This window comes from Streptomyces sp. NPDC006872, assembly GCF_040635845.1.
In the GTDB taxonomy this organism is placed as follows: Bacteria; Actinomycetota; Actinomycetes; order Streptomycetales; family Streptomycetaceae; genus Streptomyces.
Genome location: NZ_JBEYIL010000003.1, coordinates 812,246 through 836,336, shown reverse-complemented (window position 1 = coordinate 836,336; position 24,091 = coordinate 812,246). Strand labels below are relative to the sequence as shown.

25 protein-coding genes are annotated in these 24,091 nt (G+C 70.9%); 10 read left to right on the top strand and 15 right to left on the bottom strand.

What is annotated here, in order from left to right; all coding sequences use genetic code 11:
• Positions 1-26: 26 nt before the first annotated feature.
• From ABZ725_RS12825 to ABZ725_RS12815, 3 genes are all read right to left on the bottom strand, one after another.
• Complete coding sequence (locus ABZ725_RS12825) at positions 27-668, bottom strand: PadR family transcriptional regulator (protein ID WP_358802677.1); 642 nt, start codon at positions 666-668, stop codon at positions 27-29.
• Positions 669-740: 72 nt separating this feature from the next.
• Positions 741-2,204: an aldehyde dehydrogenase family protein gene (locus ABZ725_RS12820; RefSeq protein ID WP_351915454.1), complete on the bottom strand. Its 1,464-nt coding sequence runs from the start codon at positions 2,202-2,204 to the stop codon at positions 741-743.
• 186 nt (positions 2,205-2,390) lie between these two features.
• Positions 2,391-3,215, bottom strand: a complete 825-nt coding sequence (locus tag ABZ725_RS12815; RefSeq protein WP_351915511.1) for a helix-turn-helix transcriptional regulator — start codon at positions 3,213-3,215, stop codon at positions 2,391-2,393.
• A 374-nt stretch (positions 3,216-3,589) separates the two neighbouring features.
• On the opposite strand from ABZ725_RS12815, the gene ABZ725_RS12810 reads away from it, so the two are divergent.
• Positions 3,590-4,096 (top strand): ATP-binding protein, encoded by a 507-nt coding sequence (locus ABZ725_RS12810; RefSeq protein ID WP_358802676.1) that lies wholly within the window; start codon positions 3,590-3,592, stop codon positions 4,094-4,096.
• 137 nt (positions 4,097-4,233) lie between these two features.
• Here ABZ725_RS12810 and ABZ725_RS12805 read toward each other — a convergent pair whose 3' ends face one another.
• The 5 genes from ABZ725_RS12805 to rpmG all read right to left on the bottom strand — a co-directional run bounded on the left by ABZ725_RS12805 (position 4,234) and on the right by rpmG (position 7,239).
• Entirely contained in the window at positions 4,234-4,452 is a 219-nt protein-coding gene (locus ABZ725_RS12805; RefSeq protein WP_052183895.1) for a DUF397 domain-containing protein, read from the bottom strand.
• Positions 4,453-5,390: 938 nt separating this feature from the next.
• A complete protein-coding gene (gene rpsR, locus ABZ725_RS12800; protein WP_351915458.1) occupies positions 5,391-5,636 on the bottom strand; it encodes a 30S ribosomal protein S18 in 246 nt (81 codons plus the stop codon).
• A 5-nt stretch (positions 5,637-5,641) separates the two neighbouring features.
• Entirely contained in the window at positions 5,642-6,814 is a 1,173-nt protein-coding gene (locus ABZ725_RS12795) for a GTP-binding protein (RefSeq protein ID WP_358802675.1), read from the bottom strand.
• Positions 6,811-7,065: a type B 50S ribosomal protein L31 gene (locus tag ABZ725_RS12790; protein WP_358802674.1), complete on the bottom strand. Its 255-nt coding sequence runs from the start codon at positions 7,063-7,065 to the stop codon at positions 6,811-6,813. Before ABZ725_RS12790 ends, ABZ725_RS12795 begins: the two co-directional genes overlap by 4 nt.
• A 9-nt stretch (positions 7,066-7,074) precedes the next feature.
• Positions 7,075-7,239, bottom strand: coding sequence for a 50S ribosomal protein L33 (rpmG, locus tag ABZ725_RS12785; protein ID WP_358802673.1), 165 nt, complete (start codon positions 7,237-7,239; stop codon positions 7,075-7,077).
• Between the two features lie 74 nt (positions 7,240-7,313).
• Between rpmG and rpmB the strand changes: the two genes are divergently transcribed.
• The 4 genes from rpmB (at position 7,314) to ABZ725_RS12765 (ending at position 9,295) form a co-directional block, all read left to right on the top strand.
• Positions 7,314-7,550: a 50S ribosomal protein L28 gene (rpmB, locus tag ABZ725_RS12780; protein WP_351915465.1), complete on the top strand. Its 237-nt coding sequence runs from the start codon at positions 7,314-7,316 to the stop codon at positions 7,548-7,550.
• The gene (gene rpsN, locus ABZ725_RS12775) at positions 7,550-7,855 is read left to right on the top strand and encodes a 30S ribosomal protein S14 (protein ID WP_358802672.1); all 306 of its coding nucleotides are present in this window, start codon (positions 7,550-7,552) and stop codon (positions 7,853-7,855) included. Before rpmB ends, rpsN begins: the two co-directional genes overlap by 1 nt.
• 206 nt (positions 7,856-8,061) lie before the next feature.
• Positions 8,062-8,604: a hypothetical protein gene (locus ABZ725_RS12770; RefSeq protein ID WP_358802671.1), complete on the top strand. Its 543-nt coding sequence runs from the start codon at positions 8,062-8,064 to the stop codon at positions 8,602-8,604.
• 127 nt (positions 8,605-8,731) lie between these two features.
• Entirely contained in the window at positions 8,732-9,295 is a 564-nt protein-coding gene (locus ABZ725_RS12765) for a DUF4232 domain-containing protein (protein WP_358802670.1), read from the top strand.
• 15 nt (positions 9,296-9,310) lie between these two features.
• On the opposite strand, the gene ABZ725_RS12760 is transcribed toward ABZ725_RS12765, so the two are convergent.
• Positions 9,311-10,435 carry a DUF2786 domain-containing protein gene (locus tag ABZ725_RS12760; RefSeq protein WP_358802669.1) on the bottom strand — a complete coding sequence of 375 codons (1,125 nt, stop codon included), beginning with the start codon at positions 10,433-10,435 and terminating at the stop codon, positions 9,311-9,313.
• Between the two features lie 79 nt (positions 10,436-10,514).
• On the opposite strand from ABZ725_RS12760, the gene ABZ725_RS12755 reads away from it, so the two are divergent.
• Together ABZ725_RS12755 and ABZ725_RS12750 are read left to right on the top strand one after the other, a co-directional pair.
• Positions 10,515-11,279, top strand: a complete 765-nt coding sequence (locus ABZ725_RS12755; RefSeq protein WP_358802668.1) for a Clp protease N-terminal domain-containing protein — start codon at positions 10,515-10,517, stop codon at positions 11,277-11,279.
• An 83-nt stretch (positions 11,280-11,362) separates the two neighbouring features.
• Positions 11,363-13,066, top strand: a complete 1,704-nt coding sequence (locus tag ABZ725_RS12750; protein ID WP_358802667.1) for a bifunctional 3'-5' exonuclease/DNA polymerase — start codon at positions 11,363-11,365, stop codon at positions 13,064-13,066.
• Positions 13,067-13,111: 45 nt separating this feature from the next.
• On the opposite strand, the gene ABZ725_RS12745 is transcribed toward ABZ725_RS12750, so the two are convergent.
• From ABZ725_RS12745 to ABZ725_RS12730, 4 genes are all read right to left on the bottom strand, one after another.
• Positions 13,112-16,441 (bottom strand): BTAD domain-containing putative transcriptional regulator, encoded by a 3,330-nt coding sequence (locus tag ABZ725_RS12745; protein ID WP_358802666.1) that lies wholly within the window; start codon positions 16,439-16,441, stop codon positions 13,112-13,114.
• Between the two features lie 429 nt (positions 16,442-16,870).
• Complete coding sequence (locus ABZ725_RS12740; RefSeq protein WP_358802665.1) at positions 16,871-17,764, bottom strand: glycosyltransferase; 894 nt, start codon at positions 17,762-17,764, stop codon at positions 16,871-16,873.
• 309 nt (positions 17,765-18,073) lie between these two features.
• Complete coding sequence (locus tag ABZ725_RS12735) at positions 18,074-18,979, bottom strand: hypothetical protein (protein WP_358802664.1); 906 nt, start codon at positions 18,977-18,979, stop codon at positions 18,074-18,076.
• 33 nt (positions 18,980-19,012) lie between these two features.
• Positions 19,013-19,420 carry an ATP-binding protein gene (locus ABZ725_RS12730; protein ID WP_358802663.1) on the bottom strand — a complete coding sequence of 136 codons (408 nt, stop codon included), beginning with the start codon at positions 19,418-19,420 and terminating at the stop codon, positions 19,013-19,015.
• A gap of 202 nt (positions 19,421-19,622) precedes the next feature.
• On the opposite strand from ABZ725_RS12730, the gene ABZ725_RS12725 reads away from it, so the two are divergent.
• Together ABZ725_RS12725 and ABZ725_RS12720 are read left to right on the top strand one after the other, a co-directional pair.
• Entirely contained in the window at positions 19,623-20,474 is an 852-nt protein-coding gene (locus tag ABZ725_RS12725; protein WP_358802662.1) for a helix-turn-helix transcriptional regulator, read from the top strand.
• An 8-nt stretch (positions 20,475-20,482) separates the two neighbouring features.
• On the top strand, positions 20,483-20,692 hold the full coding sequence (locus ABZ725_RS12720; protein WP_358802661.1) for a DUF397 domain-containing protein: 210 nt from the start codon (positions 20,483-20,485) through the stop codon (positions 20,690-20,692).
• Positions 20,693-20,701: 9 nt separating this feature from the next.
• Here ABZ725_RS12720 and ABZ725_RS12715 read toward each other — a convergent pair whose 3' ends face one another.
• Positions 20,702-21,544 carry an MHYT domain-containing protein gene (locus ABZ725_RS12715; protein WP_358802660.1) on the bottom strand — a complete coding sequence of 281 codons (843 nt, stop codon included), beginning with the start codon at positions 21,542-21,544 and terminating at the stop codon, positions 20,702-20,704.
• A 565-nt stretch (positions 21,545-22,109) separates the two neighbouring features.
• Between ABZ725_RS12715 and ABZ725_RS12710 the strand changes: the two genes are divergently transcribed.
• Positions 22,110-22,481 (top strand): PaaI family thioesterase, encoded by a 372-nt coding sequence (locus ABZ725_RS12710; RefSeq protein ID WP_358802770.1) that lies wholly within the window; start codon positions 22,110-22,112, stop codon positions 22,479-22,481.
• A 168-nt stretch (positions 22,482-22,649) separates the two neighbouring features.
• On the opposite strand, the gene ABZ725_RS12705 is transcribed toward ABZ725_RS12710, so the two are convergent.
• Positions 22,650-24,026 (bottom strand): UDP-glucose/GDP-mannose dehydrogenase family protein, encoded by a 1,377-nt coding sequence (locus ABZ725_RS12705; RefSeq protein ID WP_358802659.1) that lies wholly within the window; start codon positions 24,024-24,026, stop codon positions 22,650-22,652.
• Positions 24,027-24,091: the final 65 nt, after the last annotated feature.

Genomic DNA, 24,091 nt, shown 5'->3' with positions numbered 1-24,091 from the left:
CTTGATTAGCCAACCGGATCACCGGGTCAGCGGGAGTCCCCCGGATGCCGCTCCCCCGTCGCGTACGGGTTCTCCGCGCCCGCCGGCAGCACGCCGACGAACGGCTCACCCTCGCCCGCGAAGGTGTACGCGCCGCCCTCGATCCGCGCGATCAGGCCCTGGGTCCACTCGGCCTCGGCGTCGGCGGTGTGGATCCACAGGTTCATGATCTCCCCGATGTGGCCCAGCTGTTCCGGGCCGTCCTCGGGGACGTAGTGCTCGGTGACAGCCGCGCGCCACGCCTCGATGCCGCGAACGCGGTCCTTCAGCAGCGACACCGCCTCCGCGCGCGGGAGGTCGACGACGAAGCCGATGGCCGCCGACTTCACGTCCGTCTTCTGGTCGTAGGAGGTCAGCGCCTCGCGGAGCAGCCTGAAGTACTCCTCGGTGCCCGCCTCGGTGATCTCGTACTCGGTGCGCGGCGGGCCGCCCGCGGTGGACGGCGCCGTCTCGTGCTCGCGCAGCAGTCCCTGCTTGGCCATCTGCTTCAGGGCGTGGTAGATCGAGCCCGGCTTGGCGTTGGACCACTCGTGGGCGCCCCAGTACTCCAGGTCGCCGCGCACCTGGTAGCCGTGGGCCCGCCCGTGCTGGCGCACGGCGCCCAGCACGAGAAGGCGGATCGCTGACATGCGCCCAGGTTATGGCCTCGGTGTGACGGCCCCGCCGCGTGGCCCCGCCGCGTGGCCCCGCCGCGCGGACGCTCAGAACGGGAAGCCGCTGCGGCCGTGCTGGACCGAGATCCACTTGGTGGTGGTGAAGGCCTCGATGGTCGTCTCGCCGTTGAGGCGGCCGACGCCGGAGTTCTTCTCGCCGCCGAAGGGGACGAGCGGCTCGTCGTGGACGGTGGCGTCGTTCACGTGGAACATGCCGGTGACGATCTGCCGGGCGAAGGCGACGCCCCGCTCGATGTCGGCGGTGTGGACGGCGCCGCTCAGGCCGTACGGGGTGTCGTTGACCAGGCGTACGGCCTCCTCCTCGCCGTCGAAGGTGTTGAGGAAGACGACGGGGCCGAAGACCTCCTGCCGGAGCAGGGCGGAGTCGGCGGGAAGGTCGGCCAGGACGGACGGCTCGACGAGGTTGTCGGTGGTCGTGCCGTGCACAAGGGCGTTCGCGCCCTGGGCTATCGCCTGTTCGACGACGCTCGAGACCGCCTCCGCCTGCGAGGGGTTGATCACCGGGCCGATCGCGGTCTGCGGGTCGCGCGGGTCGCCGGCCTTGAGGGTCCGCACCTTGGCGACGAACTTCTCGGTGAACTCGTCGGCGATCGACCGGTCGACCAGGACCCGGTTGGCGGCCATGCAGACCTGGCCCTGGTGGACGAAGCGGCTGAAGACGGCCGCGTCGACCGCGTAGTCGACGTCGGCGTCGTCGAGGACGACGAACGCGCTGTTGCCGCCGAGTTCGATGACGGCCCGCTTGAAGTGCGAGGCGGCGACCGTGGCGACGTGCCGGCCGACCTTGTCGGAGCCGGTGAAGGAGATGACCCGCGGAACGGGGTGCTCCAGGAAGGCGTCGCCGATCTCGGCGATGTCGGTCACGACGACGTTCAGCAGACCCGGCGGCAGACCGGCGTCCTCGAAGAGCTTGGCGATCACGGTGCCGCCGGAGAACGGGGTGTTCTGGTGCGGCTTGAGCACCACGCCGTTGCCGAGGGCGAGGGCTGGGGCGACGGACTTCAGCGACAGCAGGAACGGCACGTTGAAGGGGCTGATCACACCGACCACGCCGACCGGCTCGCGGTAGACGCGGTTCTCCTTGCCGTCGATCGGCGAGGGAAGGATGCTGCCCTCGGTGCGCAGCGACAGGTGGACCGACTCGCGCAGGAACTCCTTGGCGAGGTGGAGTTCGAAGGCGGCCTTGCCGAACGTGCCGCCGGCCTCGTTGACGAGGATCTCGCTGATCTCCGCCTCGCGCTCCTCGACCAGCCGCAGCACCTTCTCGAAGACCGCGCGGCGGGCGAAGGCGTTGGTCGCGGCCCACTGCTTCTGGGCGCGGGCGGAGGCGCGGTAGGCCTCGTCGACCTCGCCGACGGTGGCTATGGTGATCGAGGCAAGCTTCTCGCCGTCATAGGGATTGCAGACGATGATGTCCCAGTCGCCCGTACCCGGACGCCACTCACCGTCGATGTACTGCTGGGCCAGGTCGGTGAAGTACGACGACGACATGTGATCCCTCAATCCCCTGCTGCGATCGGCCGCGATCGATCGGGATCACGAACTGACCCGATCTCATCTGATCACACGTCATCGTACGGGTGACTCAAGGGAGTTGGGGAGCAAGTTGAGGAGCATCCCGGACCCTCTAGGGGAATCCCTAGGTACCGGGCCGAAAACAGGGTTCGGGAACCTGGGCTAGGACAGCTGGATCAGGCCGCGCAGCAGATCGCGGCTCTCGTCCGGGCCGGGGCTGTCCTGCTGGAGCTCCTTCAGCGCCTGCTCGTACTGGGCGACGTCCTCGCGCTTGTCCAGATAGAGGGCGCTGGTGAGCTGTTCCAGATAGACGACGTCCTGCAGGTCGGACTCCGGGAAACTCAGGATCGTGAAGGCGCCGGACTCGCCGGAGTGCCCCCCGAAGCTGAACGGCATGACCTGAAGTCGTACGTTGGGACGCTCCGAAACGTCGATCAAGTGCTGGAGTTGCCCGCGCATCACCTCGCGGTCGCCGTAGGGCCGGCGCAGGGCGGCCTCGTCGAGGACGATGTGGAAGTCGGGGGCGTTCTCGGCGACGAGATACTTCTGCCGCTCCAGGCGCAGGGCCACACGCCGGTCGACGTCGGCCGCGTTCGCGCCCTTCATGCCACGGCTGACGACGGCATGGGCGTACGCCTCGGTCTGCAGCAGACCGTGCACGAACTGGACCTCGTACGCGCGGATCAGCGCGGCCGCGCCCTCCAGGCCGACGTAGGTGGGGAACCAGTTGGGCAAAACGTCCGAGTAACTGTGCCACCAGCCCGCCACGTTGGCCTCGCGGGCGAGTCCGACGAGCGACTGGCGCTCCGCGTCGTCCGAGATGCCGTACAGCGTCAGCAGGTCCTCCACGTCCCGGGTTTTGAAGCTCACCCGGCCCAGTTCCATCCGGCTGATCTTCGACTCCGACGCCCTGATCGAGTAACCCGCCGCCTCGCGCGTGATGCCTCGCGCCTCACGCAGCCGCCGTAGTTGCGAACCGAGCAGCATCCGCCGCACCACCGATCCGGGCTCTCCCGCGCTCACGTTCGCCAGCCTCCCCAACCGTCTTAGGGGCCGCAGTCTGCCACTAAAACACTTCGAGCAGTACTCGTCCGATTACAGAGATGGAAAGAAGCCAAAGGATACGCACAGAGCAGTGCGAGGGAAGAGTGAGGGGAAAGCAAGAGAAGTGCTCGCGATGAGCGAGAAGTTGGCGGAAAAAATGGCCAAGAAGCGGTACGGGCGGGTCCATTTCGGTCACGTGCACGTGCATCTGCCCTTGCATCCGCAGTGCGCATCAGAAACCATGGTCTCGCGCCACCGCTGCATCGCAACGACCGCGAATCCCGGGAGTGCCTCGCATGGGGACGAATGGATCGACCATGCTCGAGCCGTTACGGCAGGGCCTTCCGCCGCTGGATCCTGCGGCCGTGTCCAACGCCGCCTCCTGCGCTCTGCCCGCCCGCTTCGAAGCGGTGCGCGAGGCACGACAGTTCACCAAGAGGACCCTCGGCCAGTGGGACGTCGGCGACCGTTTCGACGACATCTGTCTGGTCGTCTCGGAGTTGGTGACCAACGCGCTGAGACACGGGATGTCGTCCGAGGACGGCGACTCGCGCGTGCCCGATCACTCGTGCGCGCCCGATCAGCAGCATCCGCCCGTGCGGCTGCATCTGATGCGGTGGACCGAGCGGTTGGTGTGCGCGGTGCGCGACCCCAGTCGGGACAGCCCCCTGCCCCGGGACAGCGAGGACTTCTCGGCCGAGTCGGGGCGCGGGCTCTTCCTCGTCGACTCCTTCGCCGACAGCTGGGGCTGGCACCCGCTGTCGGGCAGCCTGGGCGGGAAGGTCGTCTGGGCGCTGTTCCGGCTGCACACGCCGGCCGAATGACAAACCGCGGCGTTTCTTGACGCCGCGGTTCTACGCGCGTTGTAGGTATTTTCCCACGACATGCACGAAGTGCGCGGCGACGGCGAGGGCGTCGAAGATGCCGGGGGCGTCGATGACGTCGATGACGTCGAGGGATGTCAGCTCGCGATCAGGTGGTCGAACTCGCCGTCCTTGATGCCCAGCAGCATCGCCTCGATCTCGGCGCGCGTGTAGACGAGCGCGGGGCCGTCGGGAAAGCGCGAGTTGCGCACGGCCACGTCCCCGCCCGGCAGCCGCGCGAACTCGACGCAGGAACCCTGCGAGTTGCTGTGCCTGCTCTTCTGCCAGGCAACCCCGTACAGCTGTGTGGCCGTCATGCCGTTGTACACGTCATGCCCCCCGTCAACGTGGTGGTCCACAGGTCGCTCCCTGGTGGTGCACTGGCTGTTGTGGCCATTGGTGCCGTGGTCAACTGTCCCGGATCATAACCCCGTTCACGTGCAGTCGCATGAGCAGATGCACGTGCACGCGGGGTACTTGCGCGGTTACAGCTTTGACGCCCGCTTTACCCGACTCGTTCGGCTCGTCGGCCGTCGTGCGGCCCACGTGAAAGTCGTCCGGATCGAAACCACTCGTGTACTAGGAACAGACGCGTGACACGGCCGTCCTGTTCCGTCGACGCGGCACCGGATCGGCGGAGGGCAGGTCGCGGGCTCCGCCGAAACCATCCTGAAAGAGGCGGTTCCGGCGGACGCCCGGCATCCGGTCGCCGCGGTAGGCCGCACCTCCGGATGTGGGGCCGCGCCGCCCGCGTCAGGGGCGATCGGCGACGGGCAGGTCGGACGTCGGGGCGCGCTTGCGGCCTCCCGCCGACGCCGAAAACCCCCGACACCTGTCGGTCCGACGACGATGTGTCCCGCACCGGTGGACGCGGGCCGCCCCGGGCCCCCGCATCCCCCGACCACGGACGACGACAACCGCCGCCCCCCGCGTACGACGGTGAGATCGGCGACGCGGATCGGGTGGCGGCGGCTGTGTGCATGAGGCCGGGATCGGCTGGTCGTCGGGCAGACGACGGAGGCGAGTGGCCAGGGATCAACGGACAGGGTGTCCGATTGTGCTCGTACAGATGATGAGGGCTCTGTACGGAGATGGCTGGATCAGATGTACGGACGGCGGCGGGGCCGGGCGGGGAGCGGGTGGACAGGCTAGGCGCGTACAGGACATGCGGGGGCGGGAGCGGGGACGCCAGGTGCAGACCACGTGCAGGCGAGGCGCAGGCCAGTTGCACGTCAGGTACGTGGTCGGGGCAGGGTCAGCGGGTCGGGGCGTACGGCAGGAGGGCCATTTCCCGGGCGTTCTTGATCGCTCGGGAGAGTTGGCGTTGCTGTTGTGCGGAGACTCGGGTCACTCGGCGGCTGCGGATCTTGCCTCGGTCGGAGATGAACTTCCGCAGGAGGTCGGTGTCCTTGTAGTCGATGTAGGTGATGTCCGCCTGGTCGAGGGGGTTGGGCCGGGGCTTGGCGGGCCTGCGCTCGGGCTTGCGGGACGTGGGGGACATGGGGGTCAGACCTCCAGGAGGGTGTCGAAGGCGGGCGGCAGCCGCTTCCAGGCGGCGCGTCCCGCGGCGTACTCGGCGTCCGTGAGCAGGCAGGACTCCAGGAGCTGTGCCAGGCCGTCGCGGTCGAGACCGGGGGACGTGAAGACCAGGTGCTGGCAGCAGTCGCCGTGCTCGGGGTGCCAGTCCAGCGCGGCGGCGGCGCGGCGCACCGGCGGGACCAGGTCCCAGGCCGCGTCGGGGAGGGACGCCAGCCAGGGACCGGCCGACTCCACGCACAGGGCGCCGCCGGCCGCGTCCCAGTGCAGCAGCACGTCGGGTTTGTCGGCGAGCCAGAACCTGCCCCGGCTGCGGGCGGCCGCGCAGGTCAGGTCCTCCAGCGCCGCGTACAGCCGCTCCGGGTGGAACGGGCGGCGCCGGTGCCAGACGAACGTGCTCACGCCGTGCCCGTCGGCCTCGGCGGGCAGGAGCGCGCAGGCCGGGTGCTGGGCCGCGGCGGCCGACTCGACGTCGAAGCCGGCCAGCACGGCACGCGCCAACGGCGACTGCGCATACGACAGTTCCGGTGACTGTGCATCCGCACGGGCGGGTGCCGTGATCCTGACCTGGCGGGCCGTCGGGTGCAGCTGCGCCAGCAGCTCGCGGTCCTCGTCGTCGGCCTCCTCGGAGTCGACGACGGCCAGGACGGGGGCGTACTCCAGCTGCCGCGCGAAGGTGTCGGCGACGGTGCGCTGGTCGGTGGCGGCCGCGGCGAGGCCGACGTCGGCGAGGTCGTCGCCGTTGCCGAGACAGGGCAGGAGCAGCGCCGGGTCGACGGCGGTGACGACGCCGGTGACCGTGAGCCCGCCGGCCACGACCACCTCGGCCATGGCCTTGGGCTCGACGGAGTCCCACAGCTCGACCACCGCGAGGCGCGTGGCGCCGTCGTCCGCCAGCCGGCGCAGCTCGGGCACCAGGTCCTCACGCAGCGCGCAGCAGGCGCAGTCGTTGACCAGGGGCGCCTCGCCGGCCGAGAGGATGCCGGTGGCGTCGCTGACGGTCCGCACGACCGTGCCCGTCGCAGCCGTCGCAAGGTCGTGGTGGAGGACGACGCTGCCGGGGACGTCGGCGAGCAGACGCACGACCGTCGCCCGGCGGGCGTCGGCGTGCAGCCCGCCGACGATCACGACCGACAGGCTCACGCCCCGCCCCGCTTCCCGTAGCGGCGCTCGAAGCGCTCGACGCGGCCGGCCGTGTCCAGGACGCGGGCCGCGCCCGTGTAGAAGGGGTGGCTGACGTCGGAGATCTCGACGTCGACGACGGGGTAGGTGTTGCCGTCCACCCACTCGATCGTCTTGTCGCCGCTCATGGTGGAGCGGGTGAGGAAGGCGTGGTTCGCGGCGCGGTCACGGAAGACGACGAGACCGTAGGCCGGGTGGATTCCCTTGCGCATGGCGGTGGTTCAGCGCTCCTCTCGGAAGTCGACGTGACGGCCGACGACGGGGTCGTACTTGCGCAGAGTCATGCGGTCCGGGTCGTTGCGGCGGTTCTTGCGGGTCACATAGGTGAAGCCCGTGCCCACCGTGGACCGGAGCTTGATGACCGGGCGGAGTTCGTTGCGTGCCATGCTGCTATCTTACTGAAAATGAATTCCATTAGCACTATCGATCCTGGCATCGACCGAGGAGAGGTACGTCACCCGTGTCCGCGCACTGCATGCTGACCGGCGCCCAGCCGGGCTTCGGCAACCGCATCTCCCACTCCCACCGGCGCACTTCACGCCGCTTCGACCCGAACATCCAGAGCAAGCGGTACTGGCTGGCGAGCGAGGGCCGCCATGTACGGCTGCGGCTGAGCACGAAGGGGATCAAGACCGTCGACGTGATCGGCGTCGAGGCGGCCGTGGCGCGCATCCGCGCGCGGGGGGTGCGGGTCTGATGGCGAAGAAGAGCAAGATCGCGAAGAACGACAAGCGGCAGGAGGTCGTCGCCCGGTACGCGGCGCGGCGGGCCGAACTGAAGGAGGTCCTCCGGCGGCCGTCGTCGACGGAGGCCGAGCGGGACGCGGCGCAGCGGGAGTTGCGCGCACAGCCACGGGACGCCAGCGCGACGCGGGTCCGCAATCGGGACCAGGTGGACGGCCGCCCGCGCGGGTACTTCCGCACGTTCGGGCTGTCCCGAGTGGGGCTGCGGGAGCAGGCGCACGCGGGGTATCTGCCCGGGGTCCGGAAGTCGTCCTGGTAGGCGGCCGACCGTAGTCCTTCGGAGCTACAGGCCGTTGTCCCTATAGGTCACAGTCGTCCCCATGGGCCGCAGATCGTCGTCCCTCCAGATCACAGGCCGTCCCCAGGGTTCTGCTGAGGCTTGCTGGTAGCTTGCTGCGGTCCTTCCCGGTCGATCGGGCTCCTCCGGTCGGCCGAGCCGGTCCGGCTACAGCTTGGGAGCTTGCAGTGACTTCGGCGATCTTCTCGCGAGGCATGTCCCGTCGGCCGGTGCGGGCCGCGGCCGTGGCCGCCGCGCTGACGGGCACGCTCGTGCTGACCGCGTGCAGCGACGACGGGGGGTCCGACGCCGGCTCGTCGGCCACGCCCACGACGACGTCCGCGTCCACGTCGACGTCGACCGCAGGCGCAGGGGCGACGAGCGGCGCGACGGATTCCTCCTCCGTCTCCGTCTCCGCCGAGTTGGAGGGCAGCTGGCTGGCCACGACGGACGGCAAGGCCGTCGCCCTGATCGTCACCGGGAAGCAGGCCGCACTCTTCGTGACCGGCGGGACCGTGTGCAGCGGGACCGCCGGCGAGGAGGCGGGCATGCAGATGATCCACCTCAAGTGCACCAGCGGGACGGACGGCGAACGGACGACCGGCATGGTCGACTCCGTCGACACGAAGGCCCTCGCGGTCACCTGGACCGGCGCGGTCGGCAAGGAGACCTTCGCCAAGGCGGAGGGCGGCCAGTGGCCGTCAGGACTGCCGACACCCGGCCTCGGATGACGACGGGCTGCCGGTGACACCCGGCCTCGGGTAGCGAAGCGGTCACGAGGCCGGGGGCGCGCGAGAATTCGCCGCACGCGTGCGTGATGATCCTTCGAGCACCGTCACGTAACCCTAGGGATCACTCATGCGCGCCGTTCCCCTCACCGTCGCCGCCCTCGCCGCGGCCCTGCTCCTCACCGCCTGTGGCGGCGGGGACGACAGCGGCTCCGGCAGCGACGAGAGCAAGTCCGCCGAAACCGCGGGCGCCGCCGAGTCCGCAGGCCCCAACGGGACCACCTGCGCCGCCGGCGACCTCGGCCAGGAGGTCGGCCCCGTCAACGCCGCGCCCGCCGCCGGAGACAGCGGCAACGTCACCGTCACGCTCACCAACAAGGGTGAGGAGTGCATCCTGGAGGGCTTCCCCAAGATCGAGCTCCAGGCCGGCGACAGTTCCGCGACCGTGGCGAACGACGCCGCCGCCGAGGCCCAGGCGCTGACCCTCCCGGCGCAGGGCACCGCCACCTTCACGATCACCTATGTGCGCGGCGAGGACGGCGGCGACAAGAGCCTCGCCGTCAAGACGGTGCAGTACGGGGTGCCGAACGCCTCGGCCACCCAGAGCTTCGCGTGGTCGTACGGCGACGTCGCCCTGAAGAGCACGGACGTGGCGGACGCGACCGTCAGCGCCTTCCAGCAGGCCGGCGACTGACCTACGGCCGGGGTGTCACGGCAGCCGGGGCCGGGAGTGCATCCTGGCCCGGTCCGCCGCTTCGGCGCCCTCGGTCCAGCCCGCCTCGTCGGTGACGCCGCGCAGGCGGGTGGAGACCGTCTCCGGGAACATCCGGTCCGTGGCCGCGGTGACCGCGACCTCGCGGGAGGCGAGCACCGGCAACAGGTCGTCGGTCACCTGGGTCCCGGCGGCGGCCGCGATCTCGCCGAGCCGGGCGCCGATGCGGTGGGCGTAGGCGGCGAGGAAGGACTGCCGGAAGGACTTGGTCCGCCTGCGGCCGCCAGCCCGCTGGGCCGCCTCCGCCTTCGCCATCGCGGACTGCGCCTGCACCAGCAGCGAGGTGTACAGCAGCTCCACCGTCTCCAGGTCGGCCTCGAAGCCGACGACCGTGGAGAAGGCGAAAGGTTCGTTCCACACCGCCCGGCAGTGGTTGGCGTCGGCGACCGCGTCCAGCAGCACCGCCTTCGCCTGCTCGTACGGCGGCTCGACGCCGATCCGGCAGGCGCCGGGCGCGTCCGGGTCCGGGGCCTGGGCGTCGAGCAGCGCCTCGTCGACGCTGTGCCGGGCCATCAGCTCCTGCGCCTTCGCCGTGAGCGCCTCCGCCTCCTGCGGAAACCCGGTCGCCTCGGCCTTGGCGAGCAGCGCGCGGATACGGGTGAGCATGCGGGAGTCCGACCGGCGGCCCGACCGAGGGCCCGGCTGACGCTCCTGAAGCGGTTCGAGGCCGGGCAGCCGCAGCAGCAGCCGGTACAGCTCCAGGACCGTGGTGGCGTGCGAGAAGCGGTCGACGCGGGGCGAGGGCTCCGCGGTGGGCTCGTCGAGCTCTTCGAGCTGCGCGGACCAGCGGGGGCCGCGCGCACGGTCGTCCGCCGACTGCGCCCGGATCAGCGTCGCGAGCACGCGTGCGTGGACGCCGTCCAGGTCGCGCCGGACGATCCGCGCCACGTCCGCGGGCTGCCAACCGCGCCGCCAGAGCGCCGCCACGAACTCCGCGCCCCGCCGCGCGAGCTCGGCGTCCGCCGCGGGGTCGGCGGCCAGGAGCGACGCGCCGGTGTCGAGGGCCGTGTCGGCGGTTTCGTAGAGGGCGGCCTGGAAGGCTCGTTCGACTGTGCTGCTCACGGGTCGATCGTGCCATGTGCGCGCGAGCGAGTGACAACCTCGGGTTGACAGTCCTGCACTGTCAACCTAGGGTTGACATATGACGACTCCACGACCCGGCACCACCGGCCCTGGTACCTCCATCCGCCTCGACGACCTCATCGACGCCATCAAGAAGGTCCACAACGAGCCGCTCGACCAGCTCCAGGACGCCGTCATCGCCGCCGACCACCTCGGCGACGTCGCGGACCACCTCATCGGTCACTTCGTCGACCAGGCCCGCCGCTCGGGCGCCTCCTGGACCGACATCGGCCGGAGCATGGGCGTCACCCGGCAGGCCGCCCAGAAGCGCTTCGTGCCCAAGGAGTCGGCCGACCTCGACCCCAGTCAGGGCTTCACCCGGTACACCCCCCGCGCGCGGAGCGTGGTCATGGCCGCCCACAACGCCTCCAAGGCGGCCGGAAACGCCGAGCTCCTGCCCGCACACCTGGTCCTCGGCCTGCTCGCCGAGCCGGAGGGACTCGCGGCGAAGGCGGTCGTCGAGCAGGGCATCTCCCTGGACGCGGTCAGCGAGGCCGCGACCGCCGCACTCCCGCCGACCGCCGGGGAGGCGCCCGAACTGGTCCCCTTCGGCCCGGACGCCAAGAAGGCCCTGGAGCTCGCCTTCCGCGAGGCGCTCCGCCTCGGGCACAACTACGTCGGCACCGAGCATCTCCTGCTGGCCCTGCTGGAGCACGAGAACGGCGAGGGCGTGCTCAGCGGCCTCGGCGTCGACAAGTCGGAGACCGAGAAGTACGTGGCGAAGGCGCTGACCGAACTGGTGAAGGCACGCGCGGAGGAGCAGGAGAAGCAGGAGGGTTCCTGAGCTTCCTGAGCCGCCGGGCGTCGGGGGCGTTCCTGGCGCGTTCGATCGGGGCCGTTGTCAGACCCCCCTGCCACACTCGCAGCATGGCCGACCGGTGGGCACTCGCTCCGGCCGAGGACGGTGGCGTGGAACTCGCCCCCCTCGGTCCGGCAGGGCTGCCCGCCGGCCCGGTGCTGCGGGAGGCGGACCTGGCGCGGGCCGTGCGCGAGCGGCCCGACGTCACCCGCTGGGTCTGGCGTTCCACGGCCGAGGTGTATCCGCGTCTGCTCGCCACGGGGGTGCGAGTCGAGCGGTGCTACGACGTCGAGGACGCCGAGACCCTCCTCCTGGGCCACGAGGGGCGCTCCGGCGAGCCCCGTTCGGCGGCCGCCGCGCTGGCCCGGCTGCGCGGCGGCCCCGTACCGCCGGATCCGCCGCAGCGCTCCGCCGCGCCCGGCGCGCAGTCCTCGCTGTTCGAGGCGCAGGACACCGCCGTCCGACTGCCGCTCGACGACCTCCTCGCCGTCTACGCCGAGCAGCAGCGGCGGCACGAGCGGGCCGAACACCCCGCGCGGATGCGACTGCTGACGGCGGCCGAGTCGGCGGGGATGCTGGTGGCCGCCGAGATGAACCGGGCCGGGCTGCCGTGGAGCGCGGAGGTGCACCGCGCGGTCCTGCACGACCTGCTCGGCGAGCGGTACGCGGGCGGCGGCGAGCCCCGGCGGCTGGCCGAGCTGGCCGACGAGGTGTCCGCCGCGTTCGGGCGCCGGGTCCGCCCCGACCTGCCCGCCGACGTCGTCAAGGCCTTCGGGCAGGCGGGCATCCGGATCAAGTCGACACGGCGCTGGGAGATCGAGAGCCTCGACCACCCGGCCGTGAAGCCCCTGATCGAGTACAAGAAGCTGTACCGCATCTGGGTGGCCCATGGCTGGTCCTGGCTGCAGGACTGGGTGCGGGACGGGCGGTTCCGGCCGGAGTTCCTCGCGCACGGCACGGTCACCGGCCGTTGGGTGACCAACGGCGGGGGCGCGCTGCAGATCCCCAAGGTCATCCGGCGGGCCGTGGTCGCCGACCCCGGCTGGCGGCTCGTCGTCGCCGACGCCGACCAGATGGAGCCGCGCGTGCTGGCGGCGATCTCCCGCGACCCCGGGCTGATGGAGGTGGCGGGCCGGGAGACCGACCTCTACCAGTCCGTCTCCGACCGCGCCTTCTCCGGCGACCGGGCCCAGGCCAAGCTCGCCGTCCTGGGCGCGGTCTACGGCCAGACCTCCGGGGACGGCCTGAAGAACCTCGCCGCGCTGCGCCGCCGCTTCCCACGCGCGGTGGCGTACGTCGACGATGCGGCCAAGGCCGGCGAGGAGGGCCGCCTCGTCCGGACCTGGCTGGGGCGGACCTGCCCGCCGGCGGCCGGGGCGGGGGGCGAGCCGGCTGAGGAGGCCGGCATCCCGATCGCCCCGGAGGACGACGGCGCACAACCTACGGGCCAGGAATGGGTGCCAGGGTACGCGTCGACCAACGCACGCGCGCGTGGCCGCTTCGCCCGCAACTTCGTCGTCCAGGGCAGCGCCGCCGACTGGACGCTGCTGCTGCTCGCCGCGCTGCGGCAGACCTGTGCGGGGATGGCGGCCGAACTGGTCTTCTTCCAGCACGACGAGGTGATCGTGCACTGTCCCGAGGAGGAGGCCGAGACGGTTGTCGCCGCGATCCGGGAGGCCTCCGACCTGGCCGGACGGCTGACGTTCGGGGAGACGCCGGTGCGGTTTCCGTTCACTGCGGCGGTGGTGGAGTGCTATGCCGACGCGAAGTGAGCAGGGGCGGTGCGAGCAGGGGCGGTGCGAGCAGGCGCGGTGCGATCAGCCGGGTCCGGCGGTTCCGGCTGCTCCGGCGGTTCCGGTGCCCGGCTCGGGGACGGGCTCGCGAATCGGTTTCCGGACCGGCTCGGGGACCGGCTCGCCGATCAGTTTCCTGAGTTCCTGTACGACGGCCTTCTCGTCCGTCCCGTCCAGCGCGTCGAGGGCCGCCCGCCACTCCTCGCGCGCGTGCTCCCACTCCCCCTGCTCCCGCAGCAGAAGACCGTGCTGGTGCCGGGCCAGACCGCCGGTGTAGCGGTCGGCGCGGGCGTCGGCGCGGCGCAGCAGTTCGACACACTCCCGCCGCGCGCGGGCGCTGTCGTCCGGGCCCAGCGCGCGCAGGGCGCGGACGAGACCGAGCCGGGTCTGGGACTCGCCGTGCCAGTCGTCATGGCCGCCGGGGATGCGCAGGCTCTCCTCGAAGTGCGGGAGCGCGGCGGCCGGTTCGCCGAGGGCGAGATGGGCGTAGCCGATGTTGCAGTGCGCCGAGTGCTGCACGATGACGGCGCCGATCTCGTCCCCGATGGCGAGCGAGCGGCGGTGCTGTTCGATGGCGGCCCGCGGATCGGTGTGCTCGTACAGGTTGCCGAGGTGGCTGTGGGTGACGGCCTCACCGTGCCGGTCGGCCAACTGCCGCGAGTACTCGAGGCTCTGGCGCAGCGCCGCGCAGGACTCCTCGTACCGGCCGAGGCCTTCCAGCAACAGCCCCCGGTTGTTGAGGCAGCGCCGGATCCAGGAGAGCCGGTCGAGCCGCCGCCAGATGGCGAGGGCCCGGTCGTTGAGGGCGAGGGCGTCCTGCTGGCGGCCGGTCAGGAAGTGCAGGCCGGCGAGGTCGCCGAGCGCGTACGCCTCGGCCGCCGCGTCCCCGAGCCGACGCGCCGCCCGTAGCGCGGTCCGCCCGAGCACGTCCATCTCGGCGACGCGGCCCCTGCGCTGGAGATAGGGGAAGAGGAGGCGGAGGAGGGTGGAGACGAGGGCAGTCGTGGCCGCTTCCTCATCTCCTGTGGTGCTGCCGCCCTCCACCAGCGCGACGATGTTCTCCAGTTCCGTGTCGCCCCAGGCGAAGGCTTCTTCGGGGCCGGCGAAGGGGGGTACCTCCGTGACGTGCGCCCCGTGGGCGGGAGGCTGGTCGGCCGTCGGACGGCGTCGGTCGTCCTCGTCGGGGCCCGCTCCGAGGATGGCGGTGAGGGCGCGTTCGGCTACGGCGGCGTAGTGGTGGAGTGCGGTGCGCAGGGAGTCGGCGGTGCCGTCGGACTCCGCGAGTTCCGGGAGTTCCGCGAGTTCGCGGGCGAAGTCCCGGACCAGGTCGTGGGGGGTGTAACGGCCGTATGCCCGCTCCTCCAGGAGGGCGACGTCGACGAGCCGGTTCAGGGCAGCCTCGGCGCGGGGTTCGTCGGTGCCGGTGAGCCGGGCGAGCAGCGGGGCTCCGTAGGAGGGGAGGTCGAGCGCGCCGATGCGGCGGAGGGCGAGGGCGGCGTCCCGGTCGGCCTGGCGTCCGGAGGCGGCGAGCGCGTCGTGGGCGACGGCGAGAGAGCGGCGGACGCTGAGGTCGTCGTACTCCAGGTGCGACAACCTGCCCTCCGTCGCGGCCAGTTGCCCTGCCAGCGCGTCCGGAGTGAGGGCGCTGCGGGCGGCGAGGCGGGCGGCGACGACGCGCAGCGCGAGCGGGAGACGTCCGGTGAGGTCCACGAGGGGGTGGGCCGCGTCCAGGTCGGCACGCCCCGCGCCGGGACCGGAGGCCGCACGCAGCAGGGCCGCGCTGTCCTCGCCGGACAACGGAGCGAGCGGGAAGCGGTGGGCTCCGTCGAGGACGGTCAGGGGCGAGCGGCTGGTGACGATCACCGCGCAGCCGGGGCCGGCCGGCAGCAGCGGGCGGACCTGGGCGGCGGTGGCGGCGTCGTCCAGTACGAGGAGGGTGCGGGTCGGGGCGAGCAGGGTGCGCAGCAACGCGGCTGCGGCGTCCGGGTGTTCGGGGATGTTCCGGGGTTCCGCACCGAGGTCACGGAGCAGGGCGACGAGCGCCTGACCTGCGGGGAGGGGGGTCATGCCGGGGGTGGCGCCGTGCAGGTGGAGGTAGAGCTGACCGTCGAAGAAACGTTCCTTCAAAGCGTGGGCGACGTGCAAGGCGAGCGCGCTCTTGCCTACGCCTGCCATGCCGCTCAGGACGACGACGGGGTAGTTGCCGGTGGCGAGGTCGGCGGACGGGTTGGGCGGGGTGGGCGCGTCGGACGGGGTGGGCCGGTCGGCGGCGAGGGTGCGGAGCAGTTGGCGCAGGGTTTCGCCGCGACCGGTGAAGTGGGCTGGTGGTGGCGGGAGTTGGGCGGGGAGTTGGGCCGGGTGGTGGGTGCGGCGGGAGGAGGGATCGGGTGCCGGAGTCGGGACGGGGATGGGAGGTGAGACAGGGATGGTCGGTGAGACGGGGTTGGGAGACGAGGTCGGCGGTGCGGGCCGGCCCGGGGGCTGGAGACCGTCGGTCGCCGTCGGGCCCAGCACCTCCACATGGGCCTCGCGTACGGCCGGGCCCGGTTCGATGCCGAGTTCCTCGGCGAGACGGGCGCGCAGGTCGCGATGGACGGCGAGGGCCTCGGCCTGACGGCCTGTGCGGTGCAGGGCGAGCATCAGCTGACGCTGGTATGCCTCGCGCAGCGGATACTCGGCAGCAAGGGCGGTCAACTCCGGGACGATGCGTTCGAACCGAGTTCCGTCGAGGCCGTCGAGGCCGTCGAGTCCGCCGAGCCCGTCGGCTCCACCCAGGGCGAGTTCGGCGTCGTAGCGCCACTCCAGCAGAAGCAGCCGGGCCTCCCGCAGGCGTCGCACGAAGGCGTATCCGCCCAGGTCGGCCGGGAGGCCGCTGAGCGGGGCGCCTCGCCACAGCGCGAGCGCCGCCGCGCACTCGCGCACGACCCGTTCCCAGTTCCGGGCGGCATGCGCACCGCGCGCCGCGGCGACGTGACACTCGAACACGTGGACGTCGAGCTCACCCTGCTCGACCCTGAGCTGGTAGCCGGGCGACACCGCCCGCAGCCGCTCCGGGTCGTCGAGCAGTCGACGCAGCCTGGTCACGTGGTTGTGCAGCGAGGCCTGCGCGGACGCCGGCGGCTCGCCGCCCCACAGCGCCTCCTTGAGCGACTCGACGGGGACGATCCGGCCCGCGTCGAGAAGCAGGGCGGCGAGCAGGACACGCACTTTGGGGCTGCGGACGGTGTCGTACGGAAGGTCGCCGTCGTCCGCTAGGCCGTCTGGTAGGCCATCCGGTATGTCGTCCGGCGTGTACAAGACCGGTGGGCCCAGCAGTCCGAACCGCAGCCCGTGCCGCCGCATCACGCCGCCCATCGCCCTTCCGCATCCACCCCGCGTGCCCGGCCGCCATACCGTCCGCCCGGGCCGCCATACCGTCCGGGCGGAATTCCGCCCTCGGCACGACGATATTCCGCCATCCTGTTCCCTGACGGTTCCCGCGAGAATCGGCTGTCGGTCTGGCCGGAACCCGCGTTCGTCCGACGACTTCAGGCCAAGTGAACGCCAGTGACCAGGGACGACGCGGAGAACCGTTGGCCATATGTTAGCGATTCGTTGGCGCGATCTGATGTGATCACATCATCGGAACCGGCCCGACGGCGCGCGCGTGTCGACGCGCAACTCGGGGGAGTGTCGCCGCCACGGCCGGCTTCGAGGGCGTGCGGGGTCTCAGGTCGGCGGAGGTGAACGACCGGGGGCCCCGCGCCTCGTTCTCCCCGCGCCCCGGATGCGGTTGAGGGCGGGTCAGATGACCGGAGGCCTGCCGAGCCGGGTCAACTGCCACACGGTCCGCCACTTCATGGGACGCCGGGGACCCGCCGGTTTCCGCACGCCTTCCGCGAACCCGCCGAACCAGGCCTTGAGGCCGCCGAGCGAGCGGGTGCGCAGGAGGGTGACGGCGATCCAGACGCCCAGGTGGACCGGGATAAGGGGCAGCGGGAGGTTGCGCCGGACCAGCCAGACCCGGTTCCGGGCCGTGACGCGGTGGTATATGGCGTGCCGGGCGGGCGAGGTCTTGGGGTGCTGGAGGAGCAGTTCGGGCGCGTAGAGGATCTTCCAGCCGGCGTCGGTGGCACGCCAGGCGAGGTCGGTCTCCTCGTGCGCGAAGAAGAACTCGGCGGGCCAGTCCCCGGTCTCGGCGAGCATGGCCATGCTCAGGGCGTGACCGCCGCCGAGGAAGCCGGTGACGTACCCGCCCTGCATCGGGTCGGCGGCCCCGACTCGCGGCACATGCCGGCGCTGGGTCTCGCCGTGCTCGTCGGCGATACGGAAGCCGACGATGCCGAGGCGGGGGTCGGCGGCGTAGAGGTCCCGGACGCGGCTCAGGACGTCGGCGTCGACGAGGAGCCCGTCGTCGTCCAGTTCGACGACGACGTCCACGTCCCCGTACTCGCGGAGGCGGGCGAGGGCGACGTTGCGGCCGCCGGGGCAGCCGAGGTTCTCGTCGACGTCGATCGTGGTGACCTCGCCGGGCATCGCGAGGCGCTCGGCGAAGTCGGGGAGGCGACAGCCATTGCCTACAATCACGACGCGCGAAGCGGCCAGATCCTGCTTGGCCACGGACTCCAACAGCGCGTCGACCTCTGCAGGTCGGTTGCCCATGGTCACCACGGCAACGGCGATCCTCGGCTCCACCACGTCCCTCACTTCGTCCGGCTCTCGACGGCGACCGCGTCCCGTGCGGCTTCGTCGTTAACCTAGATGTTGCCTCAGGTGCGGACGTTGCTCCGTCATCCCCCTATTTTGCTTCGCTTTTGTGCGGGTTCTCCTTCTTCCGGTTGGCGCGTCGACGGACGAACTTCAGCCCCGACCAGCCCTCCCCCAACGCCGCGACCTTCACATCTACGACGCCGAGGGGGAGGAAAAGGTCGCGCAGCGCGTTCTCTGTGACATCGGTGACATGTCCCGCGGCGGTGACGCCGGTGCGAGTACTGGACTGACGACCGGCTACTCGGTCGCCGCGGCCGCGAAGAGATCGTCAGCGACGGCGGCGTGGACCGCGCGCTGCGACCAGGTGGTGAGCTGGTCGAGGTCGGTGCAGGATTCGACGCGCTCACGGACGGCGTCCGGCACGGGGATGCCACGCCATTCGAGGATACGAAGGGTCATTTCGGCCCGGTCCGCGACTCGGCCTTCTTCACGGCCTTCTTCACGACCCTGTTCACGTACCTCCTCTGCGAGGGGGTGACGCCAGAAGTACTGCATCGCGGTCATGAGTTCCCTCCACATCCGCTGCGCCTGAGGGTCTGTCAGGCATGAGTCGACGAATTGCACGAGCGCCGCGGCGCTGTCCCGGTCGATGGTCCGCAGGGCGGCTGCCAGCGATTCCAGTATGGCGGGGGCCTGCCGTCCCCGGCCGTGTGTCATCGCGGAAAGCACCGCAAGGGGTACATCCCGCTCGGCCTCCTGCCGGGTGGCGATGACGGGAACGTTGTCCGGCCCGAGCACGAAGGGCCGCACGGTCAACGAGGGCATCCCCCGCACACCGAGATGGATCGGCTCCGCGGCCCAGCGGGCCGTGGCACTGCTCTGGGTCACGACGACAAGGACGGGCTCACAGCGGTACTTCTCGTAGAGATAGCTGAGGTAGTACGGCCAGCTGCCGCGTTTCCTCTCGTCGGGCTTGCCCTGCGACTCCACGACCAGGAGGTACGCCCCTTCGTCGGTCTCGGCCCGCAGCAGCGTGTCCACGCGCCGTTCGATGGGCTCGATCTCGGTGAGGTCGACGTTCATGGCAGCGAAGTCGTGGGGGGTGGGAAAGGGGACGGACAACACCTGTTGCAGAGCACTGGTCAGGAGTCCGGGTTCCTTCTGGAAGATCCGGTGCAGCGCTTCGTGCGACGAGCCGACCATCGGCTCTCCTTTCTGTCCGACGTGATCAACGAGCTACGCCGCGTTCAGTTCGCACCACACGAGCTTGCCGCGGTGCCCCATGCGGGACAGCGGCTGCCAGTGCCAGAGGTCGGAACAGGCCCGCACGAGGGCCATGCCCCGGCCGCTTTCCGCGTCCGCGAGCTCCTCCAGCCTGCGCGGCGGGTCCGGCGGTTCGGGGTCCGCGTCCCAGGCACCGATCTGGAGGACGCCGTCCCGGAAGCGGAGGCGCAGACAGGCCGGACCCTTGGTGTGCAGGACTGCATTGGAGATCAGCTCGGACGCGAGGAGTTCGGCGGTGTCGACGAGGTGGTCCAGGCCGTGCAGGGTGAGGATCAGGCGGAGGGTGCGACGGCAGACGGTGACGGCTCTGGGGTCGGTGGGGATATAGAGGGAGTACTCCCAGGAGTCGGCTTCAGGCATGGGGCAGCTCCGGTTCGGTGAAGGGAGTCGGGATCGCGGGCGGTGGCATGCCTCAGCCGTCCTGGCAGGACGGAGCGGTGCACTTCCGCAGCGTGTTTACTACCTCACCGACGGTAGACCTGGATTTCTAGGTTCAGCAAGCCGGTCGCGTAATCTGACCCCGAACGAGTCGCGCTCGTGGGCGCGTTGGGAGGAGTGACCGATGGGCTTGAGGCGCGAACCGACAGCACGTCAGGTGCGCTTGGCGGTCGAGCTGCGCAGGCTTCGCGAAGCGGCTGGCCTCAAGGCGCGGGAGGCAGCCGCCCTGCTCGGGGTGAGCTCAACCCAGATCAACCAGATCGAGTACGGCCAATCGGGCGTGAGCGAGAAGCGATTGCGGAGCCTGGCCGCGCATTACGCCTGCATGGACGAGGCGTTCATCGACGCCCTGGTGGTGATGGCGACCGATCGAACACGCGGCTGGTGGGAGGAGTACCGAGGCCGACTGCCCTCGGCGTTCCTGGACCTGGCCGAGCTGGAGCATCACGCCACGTATCGGGCCGACGTGGAATGCGTGCACGTACCTGGCCTTCTACAAACGGAGGACTACGCCCGCGCGGTGTTCGCATACCGGGTGCCCGAACTACCCGACCACGACCTGGCATTGCGGGTGCAGCACCGCATGCAACGCAAGGTCGTCATCGAGCGGCCGGAACCCGTCCCGTACGAGGCAGTGATCCACGAAGCGGCGCTGCGCATCAGGGTCAGTGACCGCGCCGCCGCGCGGGCCCAACTCACCCACATCCTGGACCTGTCCGAGGCGGACCACGTCACTGTGCGGGTGATCCCCTTCGATCGCGACGGCTTCGCAGGAGCTTGGAACACGATGACGTTGGCAGGCGGTGTGGTGCCCAAGCTGGACTCGGCACAGCGCGACGGGCCGGAAGGCACAGCCCTCGTCGACTCCGAAGCTCAGCTCGGTGCCCTTCGAACGCTCTTCCGTAAGCTGGAGGAGGAGTCGCTGAACCCCGAAGCGTCGCGCGACTTCATGAGCAGGCTGGCCAAGGAACTGTGAGGCGCGCTGTGACCACTCCCGGCAACTGGCAGAAGTCGTCCTTCTCTGGAGGCTCCGACGGCAACAACTGCCTCGAACTCACCTCCACCCCCACCACCCTCCACCTCCGCGAAAGCGACACCCCCACCACCGTCCTCACGACCTCCCGGGCCCCGCTAGCCCACCTCCTGGCAGGCATACGCACCGACACCGCCGTCAGAGGTTCGGAGTCGAAATAGCCGCCGCTCTCACCAGGAGGTGTAGCCCTGCGGCTGCTGCTGCGTCACGGGCAGGTCGGTGCCGGCGCCGCCGCCGAACGGTGCGGATGTCACCCGGTCCCGGTCTCCGTCCCACGTGTCGTCGCCCAGCATCATGTCGGGGTCGAACATGACGATCACGGCGGCGATCAGGAGGACGGCGAGCGGGCTGGCAAGCATGGCCAGGAGGAACGACAGCAGGTCGGTGGACGACTGCGAGGCCGCGGTCCCGCCGGTCAGGTGGACGGAGACGGCGGCCATGCCCGTGTAGTGCATACCCGTCACCGCCACGCCCATGACCAGGCTCGCGCCGAGGCTGGACCACAGGCTGTGGATGGAGACCGCGGCCCACAGCGCCGCCGTGGCGGCCGCGACGGCGATGACGACGGACAGCGACACCGTCAGGGCGTCGTAGTGGAGGCCGCCGTCGGTGTGGATGGCGGCCATGCCGAGGTAGTGCATGGCCGCGACCCCGAGCCCGGTGACCGTGCCCGCTATGCCCAGGTTCACCGGTGAGCCGCCCCGGTAGCCGACGAGGAAGACGCCGACGGCCACGAAGGCGATCGCGACGGCGAGGCTGAGGAGTGTCTTCGTCGTGTCGTAGCTGACCAGAGCGCCCTGGACGCTGAAACCGATCATGGCGATGAAGTGCATGGTCCAGATGCCGCAGCCGATCGACACCGCGCCCAACGCCAGCCAACGCGCTCTGCGGTGCGGGCGGCGCAGCGATCTCGTCGTGCACCGCAGTCCGAGTGCCGCACCGAGACAGGCCATCAGATAGGAGGCGATGGGAGTCACGGCACCGTAGTGGAAATTGGAGACGGTGGCGGTCATGGGGATTCCCTTCACGTGCGTGACAGCAGGCGGCACCGCCGACGCGGCGTGCCGGCACGGTGGCAAGGGCGAGTGGGATCGCCGCCCCTCCCCTGCCGCACGTGCAAAACGGCTCGGCCCGGCGCACCTGACCCATGCGTCCGGAAGTCCTGCTGGGGGAGCAGGCCACGGGGAACCGAACGATCAGATCAAGCCACCTGGCCGAGTTGTGCACGATTTAATCACGTGGAACACACACTTCCCACACATGGCAGACAGTCGTTCACCGAATCGATACTCCGCCGCACTTCGCCCCAAAACCGCGCCCGCAGCCCCCGGCTCCCTCGGTCTGCCGCGGCACCAGCAGGACGGCTGACTCGGTACCGCCGCCCCCGCCGGCAGGGCCATCGAGGCCCCGGCGAACTGTGGCCGACATCGTCAGAGAATCGCCTGTGGTTCCTCAGTCCGGTATTACAGACTGACCCGGAAACCTGAACCCGTCCGAGAACACCCCGCTCCTCGAAAGGCTGCCATCGTGACAACCTCCGGGACCAGCACCCCAGCCCTCGCGGACCTCGCCGCCGCCATGCCCTTCACGGCCGGCCTGGGGATCGTCTTCGAGGAGGCCGCGGCCGACGCGGTCACCGCGACCCTGGACTGGAAGCCCGAACTGTGCACCCTCGGCAACGTCCTGCACGGCGGAGCCCTCATGTCGCTCGCCGACTCGGTGGGGGCCGTGTGCGCGTTCCTGAACCTCCCGCCGGGCGCGGGCACCACGACCCTGGAGTCGAAGACCAACCTGATGCGCCCGGTCGGTTCGGGCTCCGTACGCGCGACCGCCCGCCCGCTGCACGTCGGCCGGACCGTGATCGTCGTACAGACCGAGCTCCGGGACGACCGGGACCGGCTGGTGGCACAGACCACCCAGACCCAGGCCGTGTTGAAGCCCGGCACGTGACCGGTCCGTCAACCCACCGCGAAGGTGCGGAGGAACGAGCATGCCCACAGCCCGGCGCCTCCTGATCGGTCGTCCGGGCTCAGGCCGCACGCATGGTGACGCCGACGGGCCAGGCGGGGCGTGGCCACGCCTGGCCTGTCGGGTGCGCAACGTCTGCCGGGCGTGGGGTCAAGGGCGGCCCAGCGCCCGGTACTCCCAGCCTGCGTCGCGCCACTGCGCGGGGTCGAGGGCGTGCCGCCCGTCGACGATGCGGCGCCGGGACACGACCGCGCCCAGGGCGTGCGGGTCGATCTCCCGGAACTCGGACCACTCGGTGAGCAGCACCACGACGTCCGCCCCGGCGGCCGCGCCGAGCACGTCCGTGCCGTAGGTCAGGTCCGGATAGGCGCGCCGGGCGTTCTCGGTGGCCGCGGGGTCGACGACGGTCACCTGGGCGCCGGACTGGTGCAGGGTTCTGGCCACATCCAGCGCCGGGGCGTCCCGGATGTCGTCGGAGTTGGGCTTGAACGCCGCGCCCAGCGCGGTCACCTTGGCGCCGGCCAGCTCGCCGCCGGCGAGTTCGCGGACCAGGTCCACCGTGCGGGCCCGGCGCCGCTGGTTGATGGCGTCGACCTCGCGCAGGAAGGCGACGGCCTGGCCGACGCCGAGCTCCTCGGCGCGGTGGCTGAAAGCCCTGATGTCCTTGGGCAGGCAGCCGCCGCCGAAGCCGAGGCCGGGCTTGAGGAACCGGCCGCCGATCCGGTCGTCGTAGGCGAGCGCGGTCGCGAGACCGGTGACATCGGCGCCGGTCGCCTCGCAGACCTCCGCCATGGCGTTGATGTAGGAGATCTTGGTGGCGAGGAAGGAGTTGGCGGCGACCTTGACCAGTTCGGCGGTGGGCAGATCGGTGACGACCACCGGGGTGCCCTGGGCGATCACCGGGGCGAAGGCGGCGCGCAGCTGCTCCTCGGCCCACTCCGACGCCGTACCGAAGACCAGCCGGTCGGGCCGCAGGGTGTCGTCGACGGCGTAGCCCTCGCGCAGGAACTCCGGGTTCCAGGCGAGTTCGACGTCCGTCCCGGCCGGCGCCGTGCGCTGGACGAGGTCCGTCAGCCGGGCGGCGGTGCCCACCGGGACGGTGGACTTGCCGACCACCAGGGCGCGTCGGGTCAGGTGCTGGGCGAGTTCTCCGACCGCGCTGTCGACGTACTTCATGTCCGCCGCGTGCGAGCCCTGCTGCTGCGGCGTGCCCACGCAGACGAAGTGGACGTCGCCGAACTCGCCGGCCTCGGCGAAGCTCGTGGTGAACCGCAGCCGACCGGTGTCGAGGGCCTTCGCGAGCAGTTCGGGAAGTCCGGGCTCGAAGAAGGGCACCTCGCCCGAGCTCAGCCGCTCGATCTTGACCGGGTCGACGTCCACACCGAGGACGTCGAAGCCCAGGACGGCCATGCAGATGGCGTGGGTGGCGCCGAGGTAGCCGGTGCCTATGACGGTGAGGCGGGGCGCGCTGGTGCGGGTGTCGTCGGTGTGTGCGTCGTCTCTGTGTGCGTCGTCCGAAGAGGTCACGGTGGTCTCCAGAGGTGTGTGCAGGCATGTCGGCCCGCCGCATGGGCCGGTGGTGGCCTGCGGAA